The following is a 20646-nucleotide window of genomic DNA, read 5'->3' as shown; positions in this document are numbered from 1 at the left end:
ACGACGCGATAGCGGCCTCAACCGTCGTCGGATTCACAAATGAGGACGCGCCGCGCCGCTCGTACTGTGGAAAGGGTGAGCATCGCACCCACCGCCGTCACCTTCGCCGACCGTTACGCCAGCGACCTACCCGAGCTGGCGGTCCGTTGGCAGGCTGAATCGGCTCCCGACCCGCGCCTGCTCGTCCTCAACGAACCGCTGGCCGCTGACCTCGGGATCGACCCCGCTTGGTTGCGCGGGCCCGAGGGACTCCGGCTGCTGGTCGGCACGCGGGTTCCCGACGGCGCGAACCCGGTCGCGCAGGCTTATGCCGGTCACCAGTTCGGTGGGTACGTCCCCCGGCTGGGCGACGGGCGCGCGCTGCTGCTCGGCGAACTCACGGCGACCTCCGGAGAGCTTCGCGATTTGCACCTGAAGGGTTCCGGTGCGACGCCGTTCGCACGCGGCGGCGACGGGTTGGCCGCCGTCGGCCCGATGCTGCGCGAGTACATCGTCAGCGAGGCGATGCACGCGATGGGGATTCCGACCACCCGCTCGTTGGCCGTGGTCGCGACCGGACGCCAGGTGCAGCGCGAGACGCCGCTACCCGGTGCCGTGCTGTCGCGGGTGGCCAGCAGCCATCTGCGCGTCGGCACCTTCCAGTACGCCGCGAACACCGGCGACGTCGACCTCTTGCGGCGCCTGGCCGACCACGCGATCCAGCGGCACCATCCCGAGGCCGCCGACGCGGGCAACACTTATGTCGCGTTGTTCGAGTCGGTGATCGCGGTGCAGGCGGCGCTGATCGCCAAATGGATGCTGGTCGGCTTCGTGCACGGCGTGATGAACACCGACAACATGACGATCTCCGGGGAGACCATCGACTACGGGCCTTGCGCGTTCATGGAGGCCTATGACCCCGAGACGGTGTTCAGCTCGATCGACTCGTGGGGCCGTTACGCCTACGGCAACCAGCCGGCGATCGCGGTGTGGAACCTGGCCCGGTTGGCCGAGGCGCTGCTGTCGTTGTTCGCCGACGACCAACAGCAGGCGATCGCGATCGCCGAGGGCAGCCTTGGGGGTTTCGCGCCCAAGTTCCAGGACGCGTTGTCGGCGGGCATGTGCGCCAAGCTCGGGTTGGCCGACACCACGCCCGACGAGATCGCCGTTCCGTTGATGAACGACCTGATCGCACAGTTGCATCAGAGCCACGTCGACTTCACGTCGTTCTTCCGCCAGCTCGCGCATGCGGCCCGCGGTGACAACGAACCCGCACGCGGCCTGTTCCTCGACCTCGCCGCGTTCGACGAGTGGCTGTCGCGGTGGCATGCGTTGGGGCCCGACGCGACGGCGATGGACCGCGTCAACCCGGTCTACATCCCTCGCAACCATCTGGTCGAGGAGGCGTTGACGGCCGCGACGGGCCCGATTGGCGGCACCGCCGCCGAAGGCGACCTCGACCCGCTGTACCGGCTGCTGGACGCGGTGACCGCGCCGTATGACGAGCGCCCAGGTCTGCAGCGGTACGCCGAACCCGCACCCGAGGACTTCGGGAAGTACCGAACCTTCTGTGGGACCTGAGCCAGCCGACCTAGACTGCCCTCATGATGTTGCGACGGTCACTGATCGCGGGGCTCTTCGCGGCGGCACTGGCCGTGCCGGTTTCCCCCGTCATCGCTTCGGCCCAGCCGGGCAACTGTTGCTGTCCGCCAGGCCAGACGGGCGTCATCTACGGTTGCGCGTCGTTCTGCGTCGACGGTAAGGCCCTGGACACCAGCACGGGGTTGTGCGTGCCGGTCCCGCCGCCGTATCCGCATCCGCCGGTGAGCTGAGGCGCGTCAACCGGTCGCGGGGTTAGGCCGACGCGATGTCGGTTATTTCAAGATCTATGCCTGACGAGACGCTGCGCCGTGACCTGTTGCAGGAACTGCTCCACGCGTACGGCCCCTGCGGTCAGGAAGACGCCGTGCGGGCGGTGTGCCAACGCGAGCTCGAGCCGCATGTCGACGAGATGTGGGTCGACGAAGCGGACAACCTGATCGGCCTGCTTCACGGCAACGACCGCGAGGCGTCGCCGATCCGCGTGATGGCCCACATGGATGAGCTGTCGATGCTCGTCAAACGGATCGAGCCCGACGGCACGCTGCACATGACGCCGCTGGGCACGATGTATCCGGGCAACTTCGGCCTCGGACCGGTCGAGCTGCTCGGCGACCAGCGCACCGTGTGCGGCGTGCTGACCCTCGGCTCCGAGCACACCACCAAGGAGAGCCAGCGGATCTGGGAGACCAAACCGGACAAGGGGGACCTGGCACTCGACTGGCTCCATGTCTACGTCTTCACCGGCCACACTCCCGAGGAACTGGCCGAGGCCGGTATCAGAGCGGGCACGCGGGCGTGCGTTCACCAAAGCAAGCGCACGCTGATCGACGTCGGCCCGGACTATCTCGGGTGTTACTTCATGGACGACCGCGCGGCGGTCACCGCACTGCTCGATGTGGCGAGCCGGCTGGCTTCCGGGGACGGACGCCCGGCACGCGACACCTACCTGGTCTTCACGACCTCCGAGGAAGTCGGCGGTGTCGGAGGCTCGTATGCAAGCCGCGCGCTGCCCGGTGACCTGACCATTGCGCTTGAGGTCGGTCCGACCGAAGCGGAGTACGGGACCTCGTGCAGCGGCGGCCCGATCGTCGCCTACAGCGACGCCGAGACCATCTACGACAAGACGGTCGCCGATGCGCTCGTCAACGCCGCGACCGAGCTCGGCCTATCGCCTCAGCCAGCGGTCCTCGGTGCGTTCGAATCCGACGCATCGCACGCCAAGGCCAGCGGGCTCACGGCGCGAGCCGGACTGTTGTGCCTGCCCACGCTCAGCACACACGGCTACGAAGTCATTGCGCGTCAAGCGATTCCGGACATGGCGGCGGTGCTTGTCGAACTCCTGCGCCGCGGCGTCTAAGCGCGCAGTCAGCCGTCGAGTTCGCCGGCGATACCGCGCTCGATGGCGGCGCGGGCCCGCTCCGGCAGCACCACCAGGCCCTCGAGCTCGCGGCGGGCGAGTTCGTAGCCGCGTTCGCGTTCCTGCGGGGTGGCCGCGGTGTCGGTCGCGACGCGCAACATGCTCTGGGCCCGGGCGATGCGCTGCTGATCCGGTGCCGAGAAGTCGCTGCGCCGACGACGGACCGCCTCGGTCTCGGCGGCCTCGAAGGCGGTGACGTAGTCGGTTACGGCGTCGACGTACTCGCGCGCCGCTCCGGTGTCGTCGACCAGATCCTCGGCCTTGCCCGGGCGCAACAGGTCCGCGCGCAACTTGGTCCGATGGAAGCGCTCGGTCAGCGGGTCGCGCATGTCGGTCATCAAGGGGTAGTCGAGCAGCTTCGCGACATCCAATTCGTACTCGAGCCATCGGGTGTCGGTGCCGTCGTGCGCCTTGACCGCCCGCGCGATCGCCTGCCACTGCATTGCCGTTCCGGTCGCGGGCTGCGGTGCGGTGTCGGCTGGTTGCTCGCGACCGGCGTCCTGGCGTGCGCGCGCCGCCGTCAGCGCCCGCCAACCGCCGTAGAGCACGCCCGCGAGCGGAACGAGCACGATCAGCAGCTCGAGCAGGCGGATGATCAGGCCCATACCAATCCCATGGAGCCAGGATGCCACCGATGCATCAACCCTGACGGCGGCAGCCGCCCAAGGAGCCGGGTCCGGGACCATTTGAGCTGGTGCCCGCCTAGCAGCGAAACATTCGTTGTCAGCGAATTATTCGCTGATAGGTGGGCACTCACGCATAAGCCACGCCGCGAGGCTCAGTCCGCGCCGGGTTCCGGTGGGAACGCCATCAGCGGTGCCCGGGGCCGTAGGCCCGCGCGATGTCGGGTGAGTCCAGCCAGCCCGAGTACGTCGGCCGCTGCGGCCATCCCTCGGGCGAATCCTGCCACTCCTCCTGGCGGCCCCACGGCAAGAGGTCGATGAGCGCGAACGAGTGGCTGAGCTGTTCGGTGCCGCGGCCGTTGGTGTGCCAGGTCCGGTAAACGGTGTCACCGTCTCGCAGGAACACGTTGACCGCAAAACCTCCGCCGGGTGGCGCGTCGACGTCGGCGCCGAACGAACTCTCCGACGACGAGTACCAATCCATCCGGTTGCCGACCTTGGTGCGGTAGGCCAGCACCTCGTCGATCGGGCCGTTGGTGACGACGACGAAGCGGGCGTCGTAGCTGTCGAGGAACTCCAGCCGGGTGAACTGCGAGGTGAACCCGGTACAGCCGCCACACTGCCACTCTGCGCCGTCGGTCCACATGTGGTTGTAGACGATCAGCTGGGAGCGCCCCTCGAACACGTCGGCCAGTCGGACGGGCCCGTGCTCACCGATCAGCGTGTAGTCGGGCATGCGGACCATGGGCAGGCGTCTGCGCTGGGCGGCGATCGCGTCCAGTTCTCGTGTCGCCGCCTTTTCGCGGCGGCGCAGGTCGTCGAGGGCGGCGCGCCATGTCACCTGGTCGACGACGGGCGGTAGGGCGGCCGGTTGAGTCGGGACGGACATCGTTCCTCCTGCGGTGGTGGTGATCTCGCAGGATATGACCGACTCAGCGGCCGAAAGTCATCGTCAGCTCTTCTTGGATCCGCCGGATTTCTTCCCGCCGCCGGAATTCTTGCCGCCCTTCTTCGACGCACCGGGCGTGTTGGCGATGGCTGCCGCGCGGGACTTGCTCATGCCCTTCTCGCGCAGACCCTCGTACTGTTTGTCGTTCTTGACGCTGGAACCGTGATCCTTCGCCATCGTGGCCTCCTTCGTCTCGCGGATAGGAGATACCCGTTCTGGGCCGGACAACACTCCTGCCATCGCATGTCCGGTGAGTTGACAGGCGCAGACCCGACCGATAGACGGAGGAGCATGTCGCAGCCCACCAACGATGTCTGGGAGACGCTGGCGACCGCGCGGGCGATCCGCCGGTTCACCGACGAGCCCGTCGACGCGGCGATACTTGACCGCTGCCTAGAGGCCGCGACCTGGGCTCCGAACGGCGCCAACGCGCAGTTGTGGCGGTTCGTCGTGCTCGACTCCCCCGAACAGCGGGCCGTCGTCGCGCAAGCCGCACGGGCGGCGCTGCGGTCCATCGAGTCGATCTACGGCATGAGCCGATCCGCCGACGACGACCACAGCCGGGCAGCCCGAAACAACCGCGCCACCTACGAACTTCACGACCGCGCCGGCGAGCTGACCTCGGTGCTGTTCACCGCGTTCCGCAATGAGTTCTCCTCCGAGTTCCTGCAGGGCGGGTCGATCTTCCCCGCGATGCAGAACTTCTACCTCGCCGCTCGCGCGCAGGGCCTCGGGGCGTGCTTCACCAGCTGGGCGTCCTACGAGGGCGAGAACCTGATCCGCGCGGCGGTCGGCGTGCCCGACGAGTGGGCGCTGGCCGGGCACATCGTCGTGGGCTGGCCCCGCGGCAAGCACGGCCCGGTACGTCGGCGGCCCATCTCCGACGTCGTGTTTCGGAACCACTGGGACGCCGGCCGCAGCGACATCATCTACGGCGCCGGCGCCCGCAAGCGCTCGTAGGTTCCCCGCGAGCGACCGTGTCTGCCCCGCGACACGCCGCGCATCGGCGACATTGCGCGGTCGCTCGCGGCGCCCGAAAGCCCTCAGACCGCCACCGCCAACCGGGCCGCGGGATGCAACCACTCCGCGACATTGCGGACATAATCCTTGAACGCATACAGCCGCGACGGATCGTCCTTGATCTGCGAGCCGGGCCGCTCGGTCACGAACGACGGTGCACCGCAGTCGGTATCCCAGTTGTAGTCGGCGAAGTGATGGAACGTCGACTGTGCGACAGCCCGGCCCATCGGGCTACCGTCCGGAGCGCGCTCACCGTCGACCACAACTGCGAGGTTGAACACCCTGCCGGTCGTCGCACTCCGCCCCTGCGCGAGCACGGTGGCGTTCGGCACGCCGTCCGCCGAGACCAGTCCCTCATGCGGATGCGCGGGAAACCACTCGATCCGACCGCTGGCGGTGCGAGCGGTGCGAAGCAGCTCATGCGCCGGTTCGGACGTCAACACCCGCTGGTAGTCCCCGTTGGCGCCCGAGTGGTAGTTGGGCCACGAGATGGCAGGGGTGTCCCGATCGTCGCACATCGTCTCCGGATCGATTGTCGCGTCGTGAAACTCGTTGACGAGCCCGAGCGAGCCGAGCCGGTTGAGGCAACAGCCGAGGTCCTGGTGGTCACGCGCGGTGAGGACACCACCGCCCGCGGAACGGAACCGCATGATCGCCGAGGCATCGGCCTCGGTCAGCCCGTTCCCGACGTCGACGGCAATCAGCCACAGTTGGTCATAGCCGAGCTGGTCGAGGTGGCTGAGCACCGGATCGTCGTCGCCGTCGACCCGGTTGCGCGCGACCACCTCGTGGCCTGCGGCGCGCAAGTCGTCGGCCAGCATCGAGAACCTGGAGACGTCCCAGTCCTCAGGATGAGCGCAGATCGTCGTCTGCAACAGAATTCTGGACATCGGAAGTCACTCCTGCACAGTGGGTTCGGCGGGCACCCGCAAGTGCCTGCGCGCTGCGAGTTCTGCTTCGTCGACCAGCACCAGCATCGGCTGATCGGGAACGCAGAGCATCGTCACGGTGAAACGACAGCGCATGTCGTCGCGGTTGTTGGCATCGGAGTAGTGGATGACGTCGCCGCCGGGTTCCCAGAACGCCTCACCGGCCCGGATCACCCGCGGCGGTTGGCCTTCCAGCTCGAACAGCATCTCGCCTTCGAGCATGTACCCGAACGCGGGACCACCGGGGTGGCGATGTGGTGGGGCGCCGGGGCTTCCCGGCGGGTAGTCGACGACGACGGTCATCGCGTGCGCGTCCGCGGGGATGAACGGCGGCTGCGCCTCCTGCACAACGGTCAGAGCGCTCTCCCACGAGTTGTCCTGCTTTTCAGTCATTGTCATTCTCCTCCAGTCGTTTATGTCAGGTGGACGAGCCGCCACCGTCGACGTGCAATACCGAGCCGGTGATGAAGCTCGCGCGTGGTGAGGCCAAAAACAGCACCGCCTCGGCGATCTCCCGGGGCTTCGCCGTGCGCCCCAGCGGCAGCGCGCGGCCGAGCTCTTCGTTGGTCTCACCCCATTCAGCCTCGACGCCTTCGGTTTTCGTGGGGCCGGGGGCGACGCTGTTGACGCGGACACCGCCGGGCCCGAACTCGGCGGCCCAGGTACGGGTCAGCGACTCGACGGCGGCCTTGGACGCGCTGTACACGCCCGCTCCCGGCACACCTTTGGACGCGACCATCGTCGTGACGTTGACGATCGAACCGTGTCCGCGCTGAAGCATCCCGGGCACCAGACCCGCAGCCAGGAAGTACGAGCCGCGCACGTTGGTGTCGAAGGTCAGCTCGAACGCGCCGACCTGCTGGTCGACGGTCGTCGCGGCCGGGAAGGCGGCGGCGTTGTTGACCAGGATGTCGACGTCGCCGGCCTGCTCGAGCAGCGACGTGACCGAATCCATGTCCGAGAGGTCGGCCTGGACGAAGCGCACGTTGCCCTCGATGTCCGATGCGGCCCGGTTCCCCCGTTCACGGTCGCGGCCGGTGATGATCACGGCGGCTCCCTCGCGCGCGAACAGCCGCGCGCACGCGAGCCCGATCCCGGCCGTGCCGCCGGTGATCAATGCGTTCTTGTAAGCCAGTTCCATTGCTGTTCTCCGATCAGGCGATGCAGGTTTCGAGGGTTTCCGCGCGGTCGTGCGCGAGGTGGGCCAGCGCGATGCGCATCCGCTGCCTGGCACGCGAGATCCGCGACATCACGGTGCCCATCGGGATGTCGAGGATCCTGGCCGTCTCGGCGTAGGTGTATCCCTCGACGTCGGCGTAGTACAGGACCTCGCGGAAGCCCTCCGGCATCGCCGCCATCGCGGCTTTGACGTCACCGTGGGGCAGGGCGTCGAGCACCTCGACCTCGGCCGAGCGCAGGCCGCCGGGCTGGTGTGCGGCGCACTCGAACAAATCGCCTTCGGTCATGTTGTCCGCCGGAACTTCGGTCACGCGACGTTGTTTGCAGCGGTGCGCGCTGACCCAGCGGTTGTAGAGGATGCGGAACAGCCACGCCTTGAGGTTGCTGCCCTCCCGGAAGGACTCGAACCCGCTGTAGGCGTGCAGGAGCGCGTCCTGCAGCAGGTCCTCGGCATCCGCGTCGTTGCGGGCCAGCCGGCGAGCACCCCGCGCCAGCACCTCGAACAGAGGTTGAACGTCGCGGGCGAACCGCGCGGCGAGTTCTGGGTCCGGGGCGGTCCTGGCGGGAAGGGACGTGATTGTCATGATCCGATCTCCTCGAGTCGCGGGTGTCACGACTCACGTTCGTCGCCGCCTAGACAAAGGGGACCCTTGAAAACCCGTAGTCCGATCGTCCATAGTCCGTAGCGCCGACCGGGGGGTATCGCGCCCGCCGATCGGCGAGGCGGGTTATGCGCCGACGAAGCTGACGGTCTCCTCGACCGGGGCGCGCCCGGTGCGGATGTAGCTCTCGCCGGGGTCCTGGTAGCCGATCGACATACCGCAGAACAGCATCAGCTCGTCGGGCGGTTGCACGACGTCCGCGACGGTCTCGCGGACCTGGGACCAGGCCATCTGCGGGCAGCTGTGCAGGCCCTCGGCCCGCAGCAGCAGCATCACGGTCTGCAGGTACATCCCCAGATCGGCCCATTGCGGGCGACCGAGATCCCGGTCGATGTAGCAGAACAGGGCGGCGGGAGCGCCGAAGCAATCCCAGTTCGCGATCGCCGCCCGCTGCCGGGCCTCCCAGTCCTCGCGATCGATGCCCAGCGCGCTGTAGCGCTCCCTGCCGAACTCCGATCGGCGTTCGCCGTACGGCGATTTCAGCTCGCGGGGATACAGCTGGTACTCCCGCTCATCCCACGGGTCTCCCGCGGCCACCCGCTCCGTTGCGAGCTTCTTGAGCCGCTCCAGCGGTTCGCCGGTCACGACGAAGATCCGCCACGGCTGCAGGTTGGACCCCGACGGCGCCCACCTGGCGGCGTCGAGCACCCGCTCGAGCACCTCCACGGGGACGGGTTCGTCGGTGAATCCCCGCACCGCCCGTCTGCTCTTGACTGCGTCGTAGACGTCCATAGCTCCTCCGCTTTTTGACGATCACGCCTTTCGTGACCAGCCTTTTCGGCTGTGCTTTCAGCCTCGTCCGATCCGCGATCGGGCGAACCCTTGAACACCCGTGGTCGCCGGGATCTACGAACTCCGCGGATGATTCGTCACCGGCCATCCGTTCTTATTGACATGACCGGTGCATATCGGCAGATCGCGACCTCAGTCCTGGTGATCGGAACCGGTGGTGCTGGTCTGCGTGCCGCGATCGAATTGGCAGAGCAAGGTCGAGACGTTCTCCTTGTCGGCAAGCGGCCCGTGGGCGACGCCCACACCACGTTGGCCGCGGGAGGCATCAACGCGGCGTTGGGCACCATGGATCCCGAGGACAGCTGGCAGCAGCACGCGGCCGACACACTGACCGAGAGCTATCTGCTCGCCGATCCAGCCACCGTGCAGATCGTGACCGAGGGTGCCGCCGAGTCGATTCGGGACCTGGAGCGCTTCGGGATGACGTTCGCCCGCGAGCAGGACGGCCGGATCTCCCAGCGGTTCTTCGGCGCCCACACGTTCCGCCGCACCGCGTTCGCCGGTGACTACACCGGGCTGGAACTGCAACGCACACTGGTCAAAAGGGTGACGCAGCTGGCGATTCCGATCCTCGACTCCGCCTACATCACCCGCCTCCTCGTCCAGGACAACACGATCTTCGGCGCATACGGCTTCGACCTTCGAGACGGCACCCGCTACACCATCCACTGCGACGCGGTCATCCTCGCCGCAGGCGGTCACACGCGGATCTGGCGGCGAACCTCATCGCGACGGGACGAAAACACCGGGGACTCTTTCCGATTGGCGCTCGAAGCCGGTGGGCGGATCCGCGACCCCGAACTCGTCCAGTTCCATCCGTCCGGGTTGATCGAACCCGAAGACTCGGCTGGGACGCTGGTGTCGGAGGCCGCCCGCGGAGAGGGCGGAATTCTTCGGAACGACCTCGGTGAGCGCTTCATGAAGCGCTACGACCCCGACCGCATGGAGCTGTCCACCCGCGACCGCGTCGCGCTCGCCGCCTACACGGAGATCAAGCAGGGGCGCGGTACGCCCCGCGGCGGGGTGTGGCTGGATGTCTCGCACCTGCCGCGCACACAGATCATGGAGCGACTCCCGAGGGTCTACCAGACTCTGATGGATCTGCAGTTGCTCGACATCACCACCACACCGATAGAAATCGCCCCGACCGCACACTATTCGATGGGCGGGGTGTGGGTTCGCCCCGACGACCACAGCACCGACGTCGCGGGGCTGTACGCCATCGGTGAGGCGTCCAGCGGCCTGCACGGAGCCAACCGCCTCGGCGGCAACTCGCTCATCGAACTCCTGGTCTACGGCAGGATCGTCGGACGGGCCGCCGCCGCCTACTCATCGCGGCTGGACGCCCAGATCCGTTCCAAGACAGCCACTTCCGTGGCCCGTGACGAGGTCGACGGGGTGCTGTTCCGCGACGGCGAGGAGAACGTCCGGTCCCTGCAGCGCGCGCTGCGCAACGCGATGACCGAGCATGCCGGCGTGGTGCGTGACGAAACCGGGTTGCGCACAGGTCTTACCGAACTCGACGACATCGAGCGGCGGCTTTCCGATGTCGGCGTACACCCCGACATCGCGGGCTTCCACGACCTCGCCCACGCCTTCGACCTCAAGGCGAGCGTCATCGCGGCGCGCGCCACGCTCGAGACCGCACTGGAACGACGTGAGACCCGCGGCTGCCACAACCGCTCGGACTATCCGGATTTGGACGATCGACTCACCGTCAACCTGGTGTGGTCCGGGCCCGGACAGATCGAACACGAAGCTATCGCGGGCATTCCCGCCGAGATCGCCAGCAGGATGCGCGCGGTGTCGGCGGACGGCAAGCTGGTCGAGTGACTAGCTCGCCCACGACACGGTGCGAAGCTGTCTGCGCGAGGTGATCCCGAGCTTGACGAACACCTTGCGCAGATGCCATTCGACGGTGTGCGTGCTGATGAAGAGTTGGGCGCCGATCTCCTGATTCGTCAGGCCGTCAGCGGCGAGCCGGGCGATCTGGGCCTCCTGGGCGGTCAGCGCAGCGCCGCCCGCCCTCGACTGCTGTTTGCGGACCTTCTCCCCGGTCGCCACGAGTTCGCGACGCGCACGTTCGGCGAAGGCCTGCGCGCCGATCCGCGTGAATGTCTCGTGGGCTTCGGTGAGTTCGCGGCGCGCGTCGATCCGCCGGTTGGCTCTGCGCAGCCATTCGCCGTAGAGCAGCCGGGCGCGCGCGACGTGTACGACGATGCCTGCGCGGTCCAGACGTTCGATGGACTCGCCGAACAATCGATCCGCGTCGTCGTCGTCGGCCAACAGGGCCTGCGCGTTGGCCACCGCGCCCAGTCCCCAATCGGTGCCGCTGGCGCCCGCCCGCTCCTCAAGCCGGCCAAGGGCCCACCTGGCCGCGTCGTCGGCCCCGGCGCGCGTCGCCGCCTCGACGAGTTCGAAAAGACACCATCCGTGTATTCCGAAGTCGTCGTAGTCACATGCCTCCCGCGCCGCGGCGAGCGCCTCCTCGTAGCGGCCGAGGCCGTTGTACAACAACGCGGTCGCATAGCCGGTCAACCCGAGCACACGGCCTTCGCCCCTGGCGATTCCGTCGGCCGCGGCGCCTTCAAGCAGCGATCCCGCCTGCTCCACGTCACCGCGCCATGCCATCAGCAACAGCCAGTGATACCGAACCGCGGAGTTGTGGTCGGTGGCCGCGGTGATCGAGGCCGCCTCTTCGAGAAGCTGTTCGGCCGCGGCGAATTCACCGGCCAAGGTGTGAACTCCGGCCCGGTAGATGAGGGCACGTGGCAGTCCGGCGAGCGCCCCGGACGAACGGGCGTAGCGCACCGCGGCGGTCGACAACTTACGAAGGATCTGTTCGTCCCACAGTTCGTGGGCCGAAGACTCCTGCAGGATCGGGAATCCGGGAACCTTCAGCCAGCGCCCGACCGCGGTCTCGTCGGACTCTGCTTGATCGCACATCGCGTCCAGCCCCGCCCGCAACGCCGCCCAGCCCTGTCCGACCCCGCCGGTGATCCGTTCGGCCACCCCCTTGAGCAGGTGGTCGATCGCGCGGGGCAGTTCCGAGACGTCCTGCAGCGCGACCCGTGCATCCTCGGCGGCTCGTACCAGCGCACCGGGCTCCCCGAGGCGGCCCGCGTACATCAACGCCGCGATCGCCTCGAGATAACTCTCTCGAGACGAATACCCATCGACACCATGGAGGCGGCGAGCAGCGTCCAGAAGTGGTGGTGCGGTCTCTGACAGTCGCGGTGCACCGGCTTCACCGGCGCGGCTTCGGACGAAGTCCATCTGCGCCCGTAGCCGCGCTACCTGAGCCCGCTGCAGGTCGGTCAGCGGGCCGAGTTCGGCGATCGCCAGGAGCTCGTGCGCAGCTCCCGATGCCGCGGCATCCCGTTTGGCGTAAGCGGCGGCCAGCGCTCTGGCCCCGCGCAGAAGCGGGTCGGAGGTCAACGTGGTGGCGCGCTCCAAAAACGTTGCCGCCGCCGCCATCCCGCCCCTGCTCTGCGCGCGGGCAGCGGAGTGCTCCAACTCGGCGGCAATCGCCTCGTCGGGGCCGGCCGCGGCGTTGGCCGCATGCCACGCGCGACGGTCCGGATCGACGGCGGGGTCGGTGGCGTCGGCGAGGGCGCGGTGGACGGCACGGCGGTCTGCCAACTCCGCGGCACGGTAGGCGGCCGAGCGGATCAACGGGTGGTGGAACCGCATCCGTGGGCCGAATTCGATGAGGCCGTCGGCCTCCGCCGGTGCGAGATCGTCGACGGGGATGCCCAATTGTGCTGCGGCGCCGAGGAACAACGCGGCGTCGCCGATCGGTTCGGCGGCGGCGATGAGCAGTAGCTGCCGGGTAGGCGGCGGCAGCGCCTCGATGCGGCGGATGAAACCCTGTTCGACCGCTGCCGCCGACGAGCGTTTACCCGAGATCCAGAAACCGCCGGACAGTTCGGTCGCCGACACGCTGCGCGGCACCTCGAGGATGGCCAGCGGAATACCGCGGGTCTCGGCGACGATGCGGTCGCGCACCCGGGGGTCGATGCCGCCGAACATGACCGACTCCAGCAGTTCTCGCGCATCGGTGTCGGACAGCCCGTGGATCGGCAGCTCGGGCAGGCCGGCCAGCAGTTCGGGCTGGTCCCGGATGGCGAACACCAACGCGACGGGTTCGGCGAGCAGGCGGCGTGCGATGAAGCCGAGCGTCTGCACCGAAACCTGGTCCAGCCATTGCGCATCGTCGACGACGCAGAGCACCGGTTGTTCGTCGGCGGCGGCGGCCAGCACGCTCAACACGGCGAGACCGACGAGGAACCGGTCCGGTGTCTCCCCGATGCCGCGGCCGAACGCGACGTTGAGGGCTTCGCGCTGCGGTTCGGGAATCGCGTCGAGGTGCGTCATCAGTGGAGCGCACAGCTGCTGTAGGCCCGCAAAGGCGAGTTCCATATCGGACTCCACACCGGCGACGTGCACGATCTGGAATCCCGATGCGGTTTGGCAGACGTAGTCGAGCAGGGCCGTCTTACCGACGCCCGCCTCGCCGCGCAGGACAAGCACCTGGCAGCTGCCCGATCGCACGGTCGCGACGAGGTTCTTCAGCGTCTCGCATTCGTGGGTACGGCCACGGAGGGCTTGTGCTCCACCCTGGCCAGACATAGACACCACCGCGCTCTGGGTGGACCCGCGACGGTCGCCGGCTTACCCGATCTGATCTTGGATCGTACGAGGCGCGCCCCGACGGGTCCACACCGCGGTTTGTGCACATCCGGGAGCGGTCAGCGCTCCCGTACGTGCACAAATCGCCGCAGGGGTGGGGGGTCAGGCCCTGGCGGCGGCCGCCAGAATCCAGTCCTCGAAGCGCGTGCCGAACAACGTCGCGCGCTCACCGGGCACCAGGGTGCGTTCGGCCAGGTCGATTCCCCAGTACTTCGCCGAGGGATCGGCGACAACCTGGCGGGTGTCGCCGCGGGCGGTCAGCGCGGTCCGGATCAGGTCGGGCAGCAGGAACTCCACCGGTCCACCGATCTCGACGATGCGGTTCACCGGCTCGTTCACCGCGGCGATGGCGAGGCCTTCGGCGACGTCGGCGGCGGCCATCGGCTGGAAGTACACCGGTGGCATCCGCACCGTGTCGCCCTCGGTCGCCGAGTCGGCGAGCGTCTGCAGGAACTCGAAGAACTGCGTGGCGTGCACGATCGTGAACGGGATCGGCCCGTCGCTGATCAGCCGTTCCTGGTCGAGTTTGGCCTGGAAGTAGCCGCTCTGCGGGGCCATCTGGTCGGTGCCCACAACTGACAGCGCGACGTGGTGGCCGACGTCTGCGGCTTCTTCGGCGTCGAGCAGGTTCTTCGTCGCGGTCCGGAAGAACTCCTGGGCCGAGTCGTCGAGCTGCGGCGAGTTCGACACGTCGACAACCACGTCGGCGCCTTCGAGCACATCGCGCAGGCCCTCGCCGGTAAACGTGTTGACGCCGGTCGACGGCGCCGCGGCCACCGTGTCGTGGCCCTGCCGGTCCAGTATCTGCACCAGTTTCGAACCGATGAGGCCGGTTGCGCCGATGACCACGATCTTCATGATGAGCCTTCCGTTTGTTCGACAGCTTCCTGTCCGCCAGAACGGATGACGGCTCACGAACTCATCCCCTGTCCCCGACCAAATCCCCCGCGAGCGACCGTGTCTGTACGCGACATGCCGCGCACATCTGGCAGCGCGCGGTCGCTCGCGGCAGTTGAGGAACCAAAATCAGAACGCGTAGCGCACCCGGCACGCCGGCAGCTTGGCGGCGATCAGGTCGGTCAGCTCGGCGACCCAGCGGCCCTTCCACGGCGACTTGTATCGCACGTTCCACTGCCCGCTCTGGCTGCGCTTGACCTGTTGAAGATCTGGACGCCACAGCAGGTCCTCCCCTTTGGGATGCCAGCCGAGGTTGACGTCGTGGAGGCCCTCGTTGTGGGTCAGGAAAATGATCTCGGCGGCCAGCTGCTGCTTTGCACGATCCGAAGTCCCGTCGGCGACCTGCTCGAGCAGCTCCGCCCAGTCGGCGAGCCAATTCTCGTGGACGACAACGGGACTGAAGTTCAAGTGGACTTCGTAACCGGCGTCGACGAAGGCGTCGATCGCGGCGATCCGCTCAGCGATCTTCGACGTGCGCACATCGAGCACCCGCGACGTCTCGGCCGGCATCAAGCTGAACCGCACGCGGGTTCCGCCACGCGGGTCGTAGTCGAGCAGGTCGCGGTTGACGAGTTTGGTCGCGAAGCTGGCCTTGGCGTTGGGAATTCGCGCGAACAACTCGACGAGATCGCGCACGTTGTCGGAGACCATCGCGTCTACCGAACAGTCGCTGTTCTCGCCGATGTCGTAGACCCAGTCGACGGGATCGCATTGGTTCGGTTGCGGCTTCACACCTTGCCGCGCGGCGTGACGTTCGAGGTATCGGGTGATTTTCTCGATGTTGGTGAACACCGTGATCGGGTTGGCGTAGCCCTTACGGCGCGGGACATAGCAGTACGAGCACGCCATCGCGCAGCCGTTCGCGGTCGACGGTGCGATCCAGTCGCTGGACCGCTCGTTGCGCCGCGCACTCAAGCTTTTCTTCTCGCCCAGCACCAGGATTTCCCGCTTGTTGCGGACCCAGTCCTCGACGTTGCCCTCGTTTCCGTACAGACCCGGTATCGCCTGATGTGACAGCACCTCGATGCGCTCGGCATCCGGGTAGCGCTCGAGCACCTGACGTGCGCGGGGGAACTGTTCGATGGCGGGCTCGTGGTAGATCCGCTTGATGTCGAGCAGCTGGTCGGCGAGGGCGGTCGGTGTGCGTCGCTGCACGACGTCGGAGTTCACCGTCGAGGTCATGGTTCGTTCAACGAACGACGGACACACTCCGATGCAGTTGATCTTGTTGACGGGCAATGATGTTCGTCACTTCCCGAGAGATGGCCCGCGATGTCGCGCGCGATCGGCGAGGCCTGCATCCGGAAGGACCGCAGCGGCCCGATCAGCGGCTCGTCGTATCCGGCGACCCACAGCCCCGGCGCAGCACACGGAAGCCCGTTGACCTTCGGCCGGCCCGCCTCGTCCAGCACGCCGTGGTGGCCGACGAGCGGTTCCAGTCCTCGCCGATAGCCGGTCGCGGCGATCACCACGTCGGGCGCCAGCGCGCTGCCGTCGGACAGCATCACACTGTCACCGTCGAACGAGTCCACTGCTGCGACGATCTCGATGTGCCCGGCTTTGACATGCGGGACGAGCTCGTCGCCGATCGTCGGGATCTGCTCATCGGTCAACAGCGCCGTGTAGATGCCGCTGCGGGGTGCCGGGAGGCCCTGGCGGCGAAGGTCTCCGAACCACACCCTGCGCATCAATGCGGCCGCCTGATCCAACACCGGCACCGGCAGGCGCTCGAACGCCGCACTGAACGCGTCGACCGGTATTCCGGCGGCCGACCGCGGGACGAGATGCGGGGGCGTGCGCACCGCCATCCACACGCGGCGGGCCACTCCGTCGCTGAGCTGCAGCGCAATGTCGGTCGCCGAGTTCCCCGCGCCGGCCACCAGGACGTCGCGGCCGGCGAACGGCGCGGCGTTGCGGTAGTGCTCGGAGTGCAGCACCTCACCGGTGAACCCCTCGATTCCCGTCCACTCGGGCAGCGCAGGCGTGTGGTAGTTGCCGGTCGCAACGACGACGGCGGTCGCGGTGATTGGCGCACCGTCGGTATCCAGCCGCCAACCGTGCGGCTCGCGGTCGACCCGAACCACGTTGCGGCCCAAGGACACTCGGATGTGCTGCTGGCGCACATAGTCGTCGAAGTAGTCGACCATGTCGTCTCGGGTCGGCCAGCGTCCGTAGCGCAGTGGGATCCGCTGGCCCGGTAGATGCGACCACCACCCGCAGGTGTTGAGCCGGAACCCGTCGTAGCGGTTGCGCCACGCCGATGCGACGGCGTCGGCGCGGTCTACGACGAGCGCATCAACATCGCACTCGTGGCGGAGCTGACGTGCGATCGCCAGCCCGCAGGGACCCGCGCCGACGATGACGACGGACTCGTCGTGCTCGGCCATCTAGGGCAGGTGTCTTGTCGTCAGCAAGCCCTTGGTGAGGTCGCGTTGGAACTGTTCGATCAGCGACCGGCGCCGCAGGGGCGGGCTTTCGGTGTGCGCCTCCTGAGACACCCCGCCGATGACGTCGGCGAGCGCGTCGACCGCATTCCACCGTGGGGTCCACTCGAGTTCGGCCTGAGCGCGGCCGCAGTCCAGCAGCGGAACGCTGAACGCCATGTCGATCCAGCCCCGGTCGATGGGCTGCAGCCGCGCCCGCCAGCTGACATCGACTAGAGCCCCGAGCACCCCCGACGGCACGTGGACCGGTTTGGCGTTCAGCACCTCGGCGACCTGCTCGCGGCCCACCGGGGGTTCGGCCGCCAGATTGAACGGCCCGCTCGCCCCACGCTCAACCACCCTGGCCAGCGCGTCGGCGACATCGTCTGCATGGACCAGCGGGATGCACAAGCGGCGGTCGAGCGGCAGCACGGGCAGCAGCGGAACCGCGAGCATCGGCACGTAGCCGGGCAGCGCGTAACGCATCAGGCCGCTGGCCGCGGCGCGCTGCACGATGAAGCCGGGGCGCGTCCGCGCGATCGGGACGCCCGCCTCGCCGTTCTCGCGTTCGTAGTCGTCGAGCAGTGCTTCCGCATCCGACTTGTCGCGGCTGTAGGGCGACGTCCGGATGCCGGTGGTCGGCCATGACTCGTCGACGTACTGGCCGTAGCGCCCCGGCGCGTACGCGCCCACCGACGACTGGTGCACAAGCCGGCCGACCCGCGCGTCATGGGCCGCCTCGAGGACGGCCGTGGTGCCGCCGACGCCGACGCTGTTCAGGTAGTCGGTGTTGCGGGTCGGCTGAAACCCCCACGCGAGGTGGACGACGGCATCAGCGCCGTCGAAGACCCCGCGCAGCTGGGTCGCCGCATCCGGGTCGGCGAGGTCGAGTTTGTGCCAGCGGATGCGCCCGTAGACGCCGGTCGGCTCGGGCGGCCTCCGTACCACCCCGACGATGTCGTGTCCGGTGTCGCTTTCGGTCAGCCGCCGCAGCAGCGCGGTCCCGACGTTGCCGGAGGCCCCGGTGATGACGATGCGCATGCCGAAAGACTTCCCGCATCGCGCCCGATCAACACGGGTTAGACGGCCGCGGCGGTCTCGCCCTCGAGTTGGCGGGCGCGGGCGTCGTTGAGGAACCTGCCGACCTCGACCGCCAGCCGTCGCGCGTGAGACGAGTCGACGAGGTCGAATGCGTGCCCTGCACGCCGAATCTCGCTGTACTCCACCCGGTTTCGTGACACCGCGCTCAGCTTGTCCGCGAACACGCGGGCCTCGCCGACCGGGATGATGGTGTCCTGCTCCCCGTGGATGAGGAAGAACGGCGGCGCGTCCGCGTGGATGCGGGCCAGCGGTGAGGCGGCCTCGAACACGTCGGGGTGCCTGGCCTGCGAGCGGCCGACGACAACGCGCTCCAGGAAGTTCTGGAAGTTCTTGCGGGTGGGCGTCGACCGGTCCTGCCAGTCATAGCGTCCGTAGATCCCGACCACCGCGTCCACGGTGGTGTCGGCGTCCTCGGTGAGCTCGCCGCGGAACCTCGGGTCGCCGGGAGTGAGGGCCGCCAGGGAGGCCAGGTGCCCGCCCGCGGAGCAGCCGGCGACCGCGACGAAGTTCCGGTCGCCGCCGAACTTGTCGACGTTGGCCCGCGCCCACGCGATCGCGGCGTTGACGTCGGCGATATGGCGGGGCCAGCGGTTCACCGGGGACACCCGGTAGTCCATGGTCAGACAGACCCAGCCCTGCTTGACCAGGTGGTGCAACATCGTGTGGCCCTGCATGACGCGGGAGCCATGCACCCACGCGCCGCCGGGGACGAACAGCAGCACCGGCGCATCGGGCGGCAGGTCGGGCAGCCGCCAGACGTCGAGCAGCTGTGCGGGATGGTCGCCGTAGCGCACCGAACTGCGGTAGAGGCACCGCTGGCGCTGAGCGCGGAACCGCAAGTAGGGCGGCGTCCGCTTCCCGCGCGAAGGCGAGATGGCCTCACCGGGCAAATCGGCGGGCGCGGCCTCCGCGGCGTCGGAGCTCAGTCGGCGCGAGGCCATGCCGCGTAGCGCTGCCGGTGCGTAGTGGTGGCCGTACATCATCATCGCGGTGAGGCCGGCAAACGGCTCGAGGTGCTTGCCGACCACGGGCAGCGACGCGTACATCCGCGTCGAGGCCATAACGAGATCGAGCGGATGCAGCGAGCGGTAGAAAGACATGATCAGCCGGCCATCGCCAGGTCGGGCTCGCCGGCCCAGCCGCTGCAGGGCTCGCAAACGACCTCTTCGAGGCTGAAATGCCCGCATGTGGGGCAGATGAACTCGAGCATGCGTTACGCCTTTCGAGACTTGTGTCATGCCGACTTTCTGCAGCGCGCCTCACATACCCCGGCCCCGGAGCGCCAAAACCCATCGTTATCGATTTGCAGCGTCAGTACTGTGGCCTCCGTGAAGTACTTGGAGGTCGAGGGAGTGGGCCGGGTAAGCCGCATTGGGCTTGGGACCTGGCAGTTCGGGTCTCGGGAGTGGGGCTACGGCGACAGTTACGCCGCCGGTCCGGCGCGAGAAATCGTGCAGCGTTCGCTGGCGCTGGGCGTCACGTTGTTCGACACGGCCGAGATCTATGGTTTCGGCAAGAGCGAGCGGATCCTCGGCGAGGCGCTGGGCGACCAGCGCTCCGACGTGGCGGTGGCCAGCAAGGTCTTCCCGGTCGCCCCGTTCCCGGCGGTGGTCAAGCAGCGCGCGCACGCCAGCGCGCGGCGGCTGGGGCTGCAGAAGATCCCGCTGTATCAGATCCACCAGTCCAACCCGGTGGTGCCCGATTCGGTGATCATGCCGGGGATGCGCGACCTGATCGACGACGGCGTGATCGGTGCGGCGGGTGTGTCGAACTACTCGCTGTCGCGCTGGCAGAGGGCCGACACCGCGCTCGGACGACCGGTGATCAGCAATCAGGTGCACTTCTCGCTGGCGCATCCCCAGGCGCTCGAGCGTCTGGTGCCGTTCGCCGAGCGTGAGAACCGCATCGTGATCGCCTACAGTCCGCTGGCCCAGGGCCTGCTCGGCGGCAAGTACGGCCCCGACAACCGGCCCGGCGGCGTGCGCGCGACGAACCCGCTGTTCGGCACCGAGAACCTGCGACGGGCCGAACCGTTGCTGCAGACGCTGCGCGACGTCGCCGCCGATGTCGGCGCGAAACCCGCGCAGGTGGCGCTGGCGTGGCTGATTCACCTGCCGAACGTCGTCGCGATCCCCGGCGCGTCCAGCGTCGAACAACTCGAGTTCAACGTGGCAGCCGCCGACATCGAGCTCAGCGCCGAGGCGCAGGAGGCGCTCACCGCGGCCGCCCGCGCTTTCCGCCCGGTGTCCGCGGCGCGCTCCCTGGCGGACACGGTGCGTGAGAAACTCGGCGTTCGCTAGTCGCGCGACGATCAAGCGGCG

General features: G+C 68.1%; 20 protein-coding genes. 6 read left to right on the top strand and 14 right to left on the bottom strand.

Annotation, left to right across the window (positions count from 1 at the left end; genetic code table 11):
* The first annotated feature begins 39 nt into the window (after positions 1 to 39).
* From A5759_RS25095 to A5759_RS25085, 3 genes are read left to right on the top strand one after another with little or no spacing between them, the layout of a single operon-like run.
* Positions 40 to 1560: a protein adenylyltransferase SelO gene (locus tag A5759_RS25095; RefSeq protein WP_197506206.1), complete on the top strand. Its 1521-nt coding sequence runs from the start codon at positions 40 to 42 to the stop codon at positions 1558 to 1560.
* A gap of 23 nt (positions 1561 to 1583) precedes the next feature.
* Positions 1584 to 1811 (top strand): hypothetical protein, encoded by a 228-nt coding sequence (locus A5759_RS25090; protein ID WP_068202133.1) that lies wholly within the window; start codon positions 1584 to 1586, stop codon positions 1809 to 1811.
* 56 nt (positions 1812 to 1867) lie between these two features.
* Positions 1868 to 2938: a M42 family metallopeptidase gene (locus A5759_RS25085; protein WP_156617023.1), complete on the top strand. Its 1071-nt coding sequence runs from the start codon at positions 1868 to 1870 to the stop codon at positions 2936 to 2938.
* An 8-nt stretch (positions 2939 to 2946) separates the two neighbouring features.
* On the opposite strand, the gene A5759_RS25080 is transcribed toward A5759_RS25085, so the two are convergent.
* The 3 genes from A5759_RS25080 to A5759_RS26190 all read right to left on the bottom strand — a co-directional run bounded on the left by A5759_RS25080 (position 2947) and on the right by A5759_RS26190 (position 4747).
* Positions 2947 to 3603: a hypothetical protein gene (locus A5759_RS25080; protein ID WP_068202129.1), complete on the bottom strand. Its 657-nt coding sequence runs from the start codon at positions 3601 to 3603 to the stop codon at positions 2947 to 2949.
* A gap of 205 nt (positions 3604 to 3808) precedes the next feature.
* Complete coding sequence (locus A5759_RS25075) at positions 3809 to 4510, bottom strand: DUF899 family protein (protein ID WP_068202127.1); 702 nt, start codon at positions 4508 to 4510, stop codon at positions 3809 to 3811.
* A 63-nt stretch (positions 4511 to 4573) separates the two neighbouring features.
* Entirely contained in the window at positions 4574 to 4747 is a 174-nt protein-coding gene (locus tag A5759_RS26190) for a hypothetical protein (protein ID WP_164674041.1), read from the bottom strand.
* Between the two features lie 114 nt (positions 4748 to 4861).
* Here A5759_RS26190 and A5759_RS25070 point away from each other — a divergent pair, with 114 nt between their 5' ends.
* On the top strand, positions 4862 to 5530 hold the full coding sequence (locus tag A5759_RS25070; protein ID WP_068202125.1) for a nitroreductase family protein: 669 nt from the start codon (positions 4862 to 4864) through the stop codon (positions 5528 to 5530).
* A gap of 83 nt (positions 5531 to 5613) precedes the next feature.
* On the opposite strand, the gene A5759_RS25065 is transcribed toward A5759_RS25070, so the two are convergent.
* The 5 genes from A5759_RS25065 to A5759_RS25045 all read right to left on the bottom strand — a co-directional run bounded on the left by A5759_RS25065 (position 5614) and on the right by A5759_RS25045 (position 9092).
* Positions 5614 to 6480, bottom strand: a complete 867-nt coding sequence (locus A5759_RS25065) for a hypothetical protein (protein WP_068202122.1) — start codon at positions 6478 to 6480, stop codon at positions 5614 to 5616.
* Positions 6481 to 6486: 6 nt separating this feature from the next.
* Positions 6487 to 6918, bottom strand: a complete 432-nt coding sequence (locus tag A5759_RS25060) for a cupin domain-containing protein (protein WP_068202119.1) — start codon at positions 6916 to 6918, stop codon at positions 6487 to 6489.
* A 19-nt stretch (positions 6919 to 6937) separates the two neighbouring features.
* Entirely contained in the window at positions 6938 to 7660 is a 723-nt protein-coding gene (locus A5759_RS25055; protein ID WP_068202117.1) for an SDR family NAD(P)-dependent oxidoreductase, read from the bottom strand.
* Between the two features lie 13 nt (positions 7661 to 7673).
* Complete coding sequence (locus A5759_RS25050; RefSeq protein ID WP_068202115.1) at positions 7674 to 8282, bottom strand: sigma-70 family RNA polymerase sigma factor; 609 nt, start codon at positions 8280 to 8282, stop codon at positions 7674 to 7676.
* Between the two features lie 144 nt (positions 8283 to 8426).
* Positions 8427 to 9092 (bottom strand): nitroreductase, encoded by a 666-nt coding sequence (locus A5759_RS25045; protein WP_068202113.1) that lies wholly within the window; start codon positions 9090 to 9092, stop codon positions 8427 to 8429.
* Positions 9093 to 9254: 162 nt separating this feature from the next.
* Here A5759_RS25045 and A5759_RS25040 point away from each other — a divergent pair, with 162 nt between their 5' ends.
* Positions 9255 to 10985 carry an FAD-dependent oxidoreductase gene (locus A5759_RS25040; RefSeq protein WP_068202111.1) on the top strand — a complete coding sequence of 577 codons (1731 nt, stop codon included), beginning with the start codon at positions 9255 to 9257 and terminating at the stop codon, positions 10983 to 10985.
* On the opposite strand, the gene A5759_RS25035 is transcribed toward A5759_RS25040, so the two are convergent.
* The 6 genes from A5759_RS25035 to A5759_RS25010 all read right to left on the bottom strand — a co-directional run bounded on the left by A5759_RS25035 (position 10986) and on the right by A5759_RS25010 (position 19425).
* A complete protein-coding gene (locus A5759_RS25035; RefSeq protein WP_068202109.1) occupies positions 10986 to 13784 on the bottom strand; it encodes a LuxR family transcriptional regulator in 2799 nt (932 codons plus the stop codon).
* Positions 13785 to 13946: 162 nt separating this feature from the next.
* Entirely contained in the window at positions 13947 to 14702 is a 756-nt protein-coding gene (locus A5759_RS25030) for an SDR family oxidoreductase (protein ID WP_068202107.1), read from the bottom strand.
* 168 nt (positions 14703 to 14870) lie between these two features.
* Entirely contained in the window at positions 14871 to 15983 is a 1113-nt protein-coding gene (locus A5759_RS25025; protein WP_068202105.1) for a spore photoproduct lyase family protein, read from the bottom strand.
* Positions 15980 to 17188, bottom strand: a complete 1209-nt coding sequence (locus tag A5759_RS25020; protein ID WP_082962277.1) for an NAD(P)/FAD-dependent oxidoreductase — start codon at positions 17186 to 17188, stop codon at positions 15980 to 15982. The genes A5759_RS25025 and A5759_RS25020 overlap by 4 nt, the downstream gene beginning before the upstream one ends.
* Positions 17189 to 18265: an NAD-dependent epimerase/dehydratase family protein gene (locus A5759_RS25015; RefSeq protein WP_068202103.1), complete on the bottom strand. Its 1077-nt coding sequence runs from the start codon at positions 18263 to 18265 to the stop codon at positions 17189 to 17191.
* 38 nt (positions 18266 to 18303) lie between these two features.
* Positions 18304 to 19425: an alpha/beta hydrolase gene (locus A5759_RS25010; RefSeq protein WP_082962276.1), complete on the bottom strand. Its 1122-nt coding sequence runs from the start codon at positions 19423 to 19425 to the stop codon at positions 18304 to 18306.
* A 228-nt stretch (positions 19426 to 19653) separates the two neighbouring features.
* Between A5759_RS25010 and A5759_RS25005 the strand changes: the two genes are divergently transcribed.
* Entirely contained in the window at positions 19654 to 20625 is a 972-nt protein-coding gene (locus A5759_RS25005) for an aldo/keto reductase (protein WP_068202182.1), read from the top strand.
* Positions 20626 to 20646: the final 21 nt, after the last annotated feature.

It is taken from the genome of Mycobacterium sp. 852014-52144_SCH5372336 (genome assembly GCF_001665615.1).
Taxonomy (GTDB): Bacteria; Actinomycetota; Actinomycetes; order Mycobacteriales; family Mycobacteriaceae; genus Mycobacterium; species Mycobacterium neumannii_A.
The sequence above is the reverse complement of the archived record's forward strand: the minus strand, read 5'-3'. Positions and strand labels throughout refer to the sequence as shown.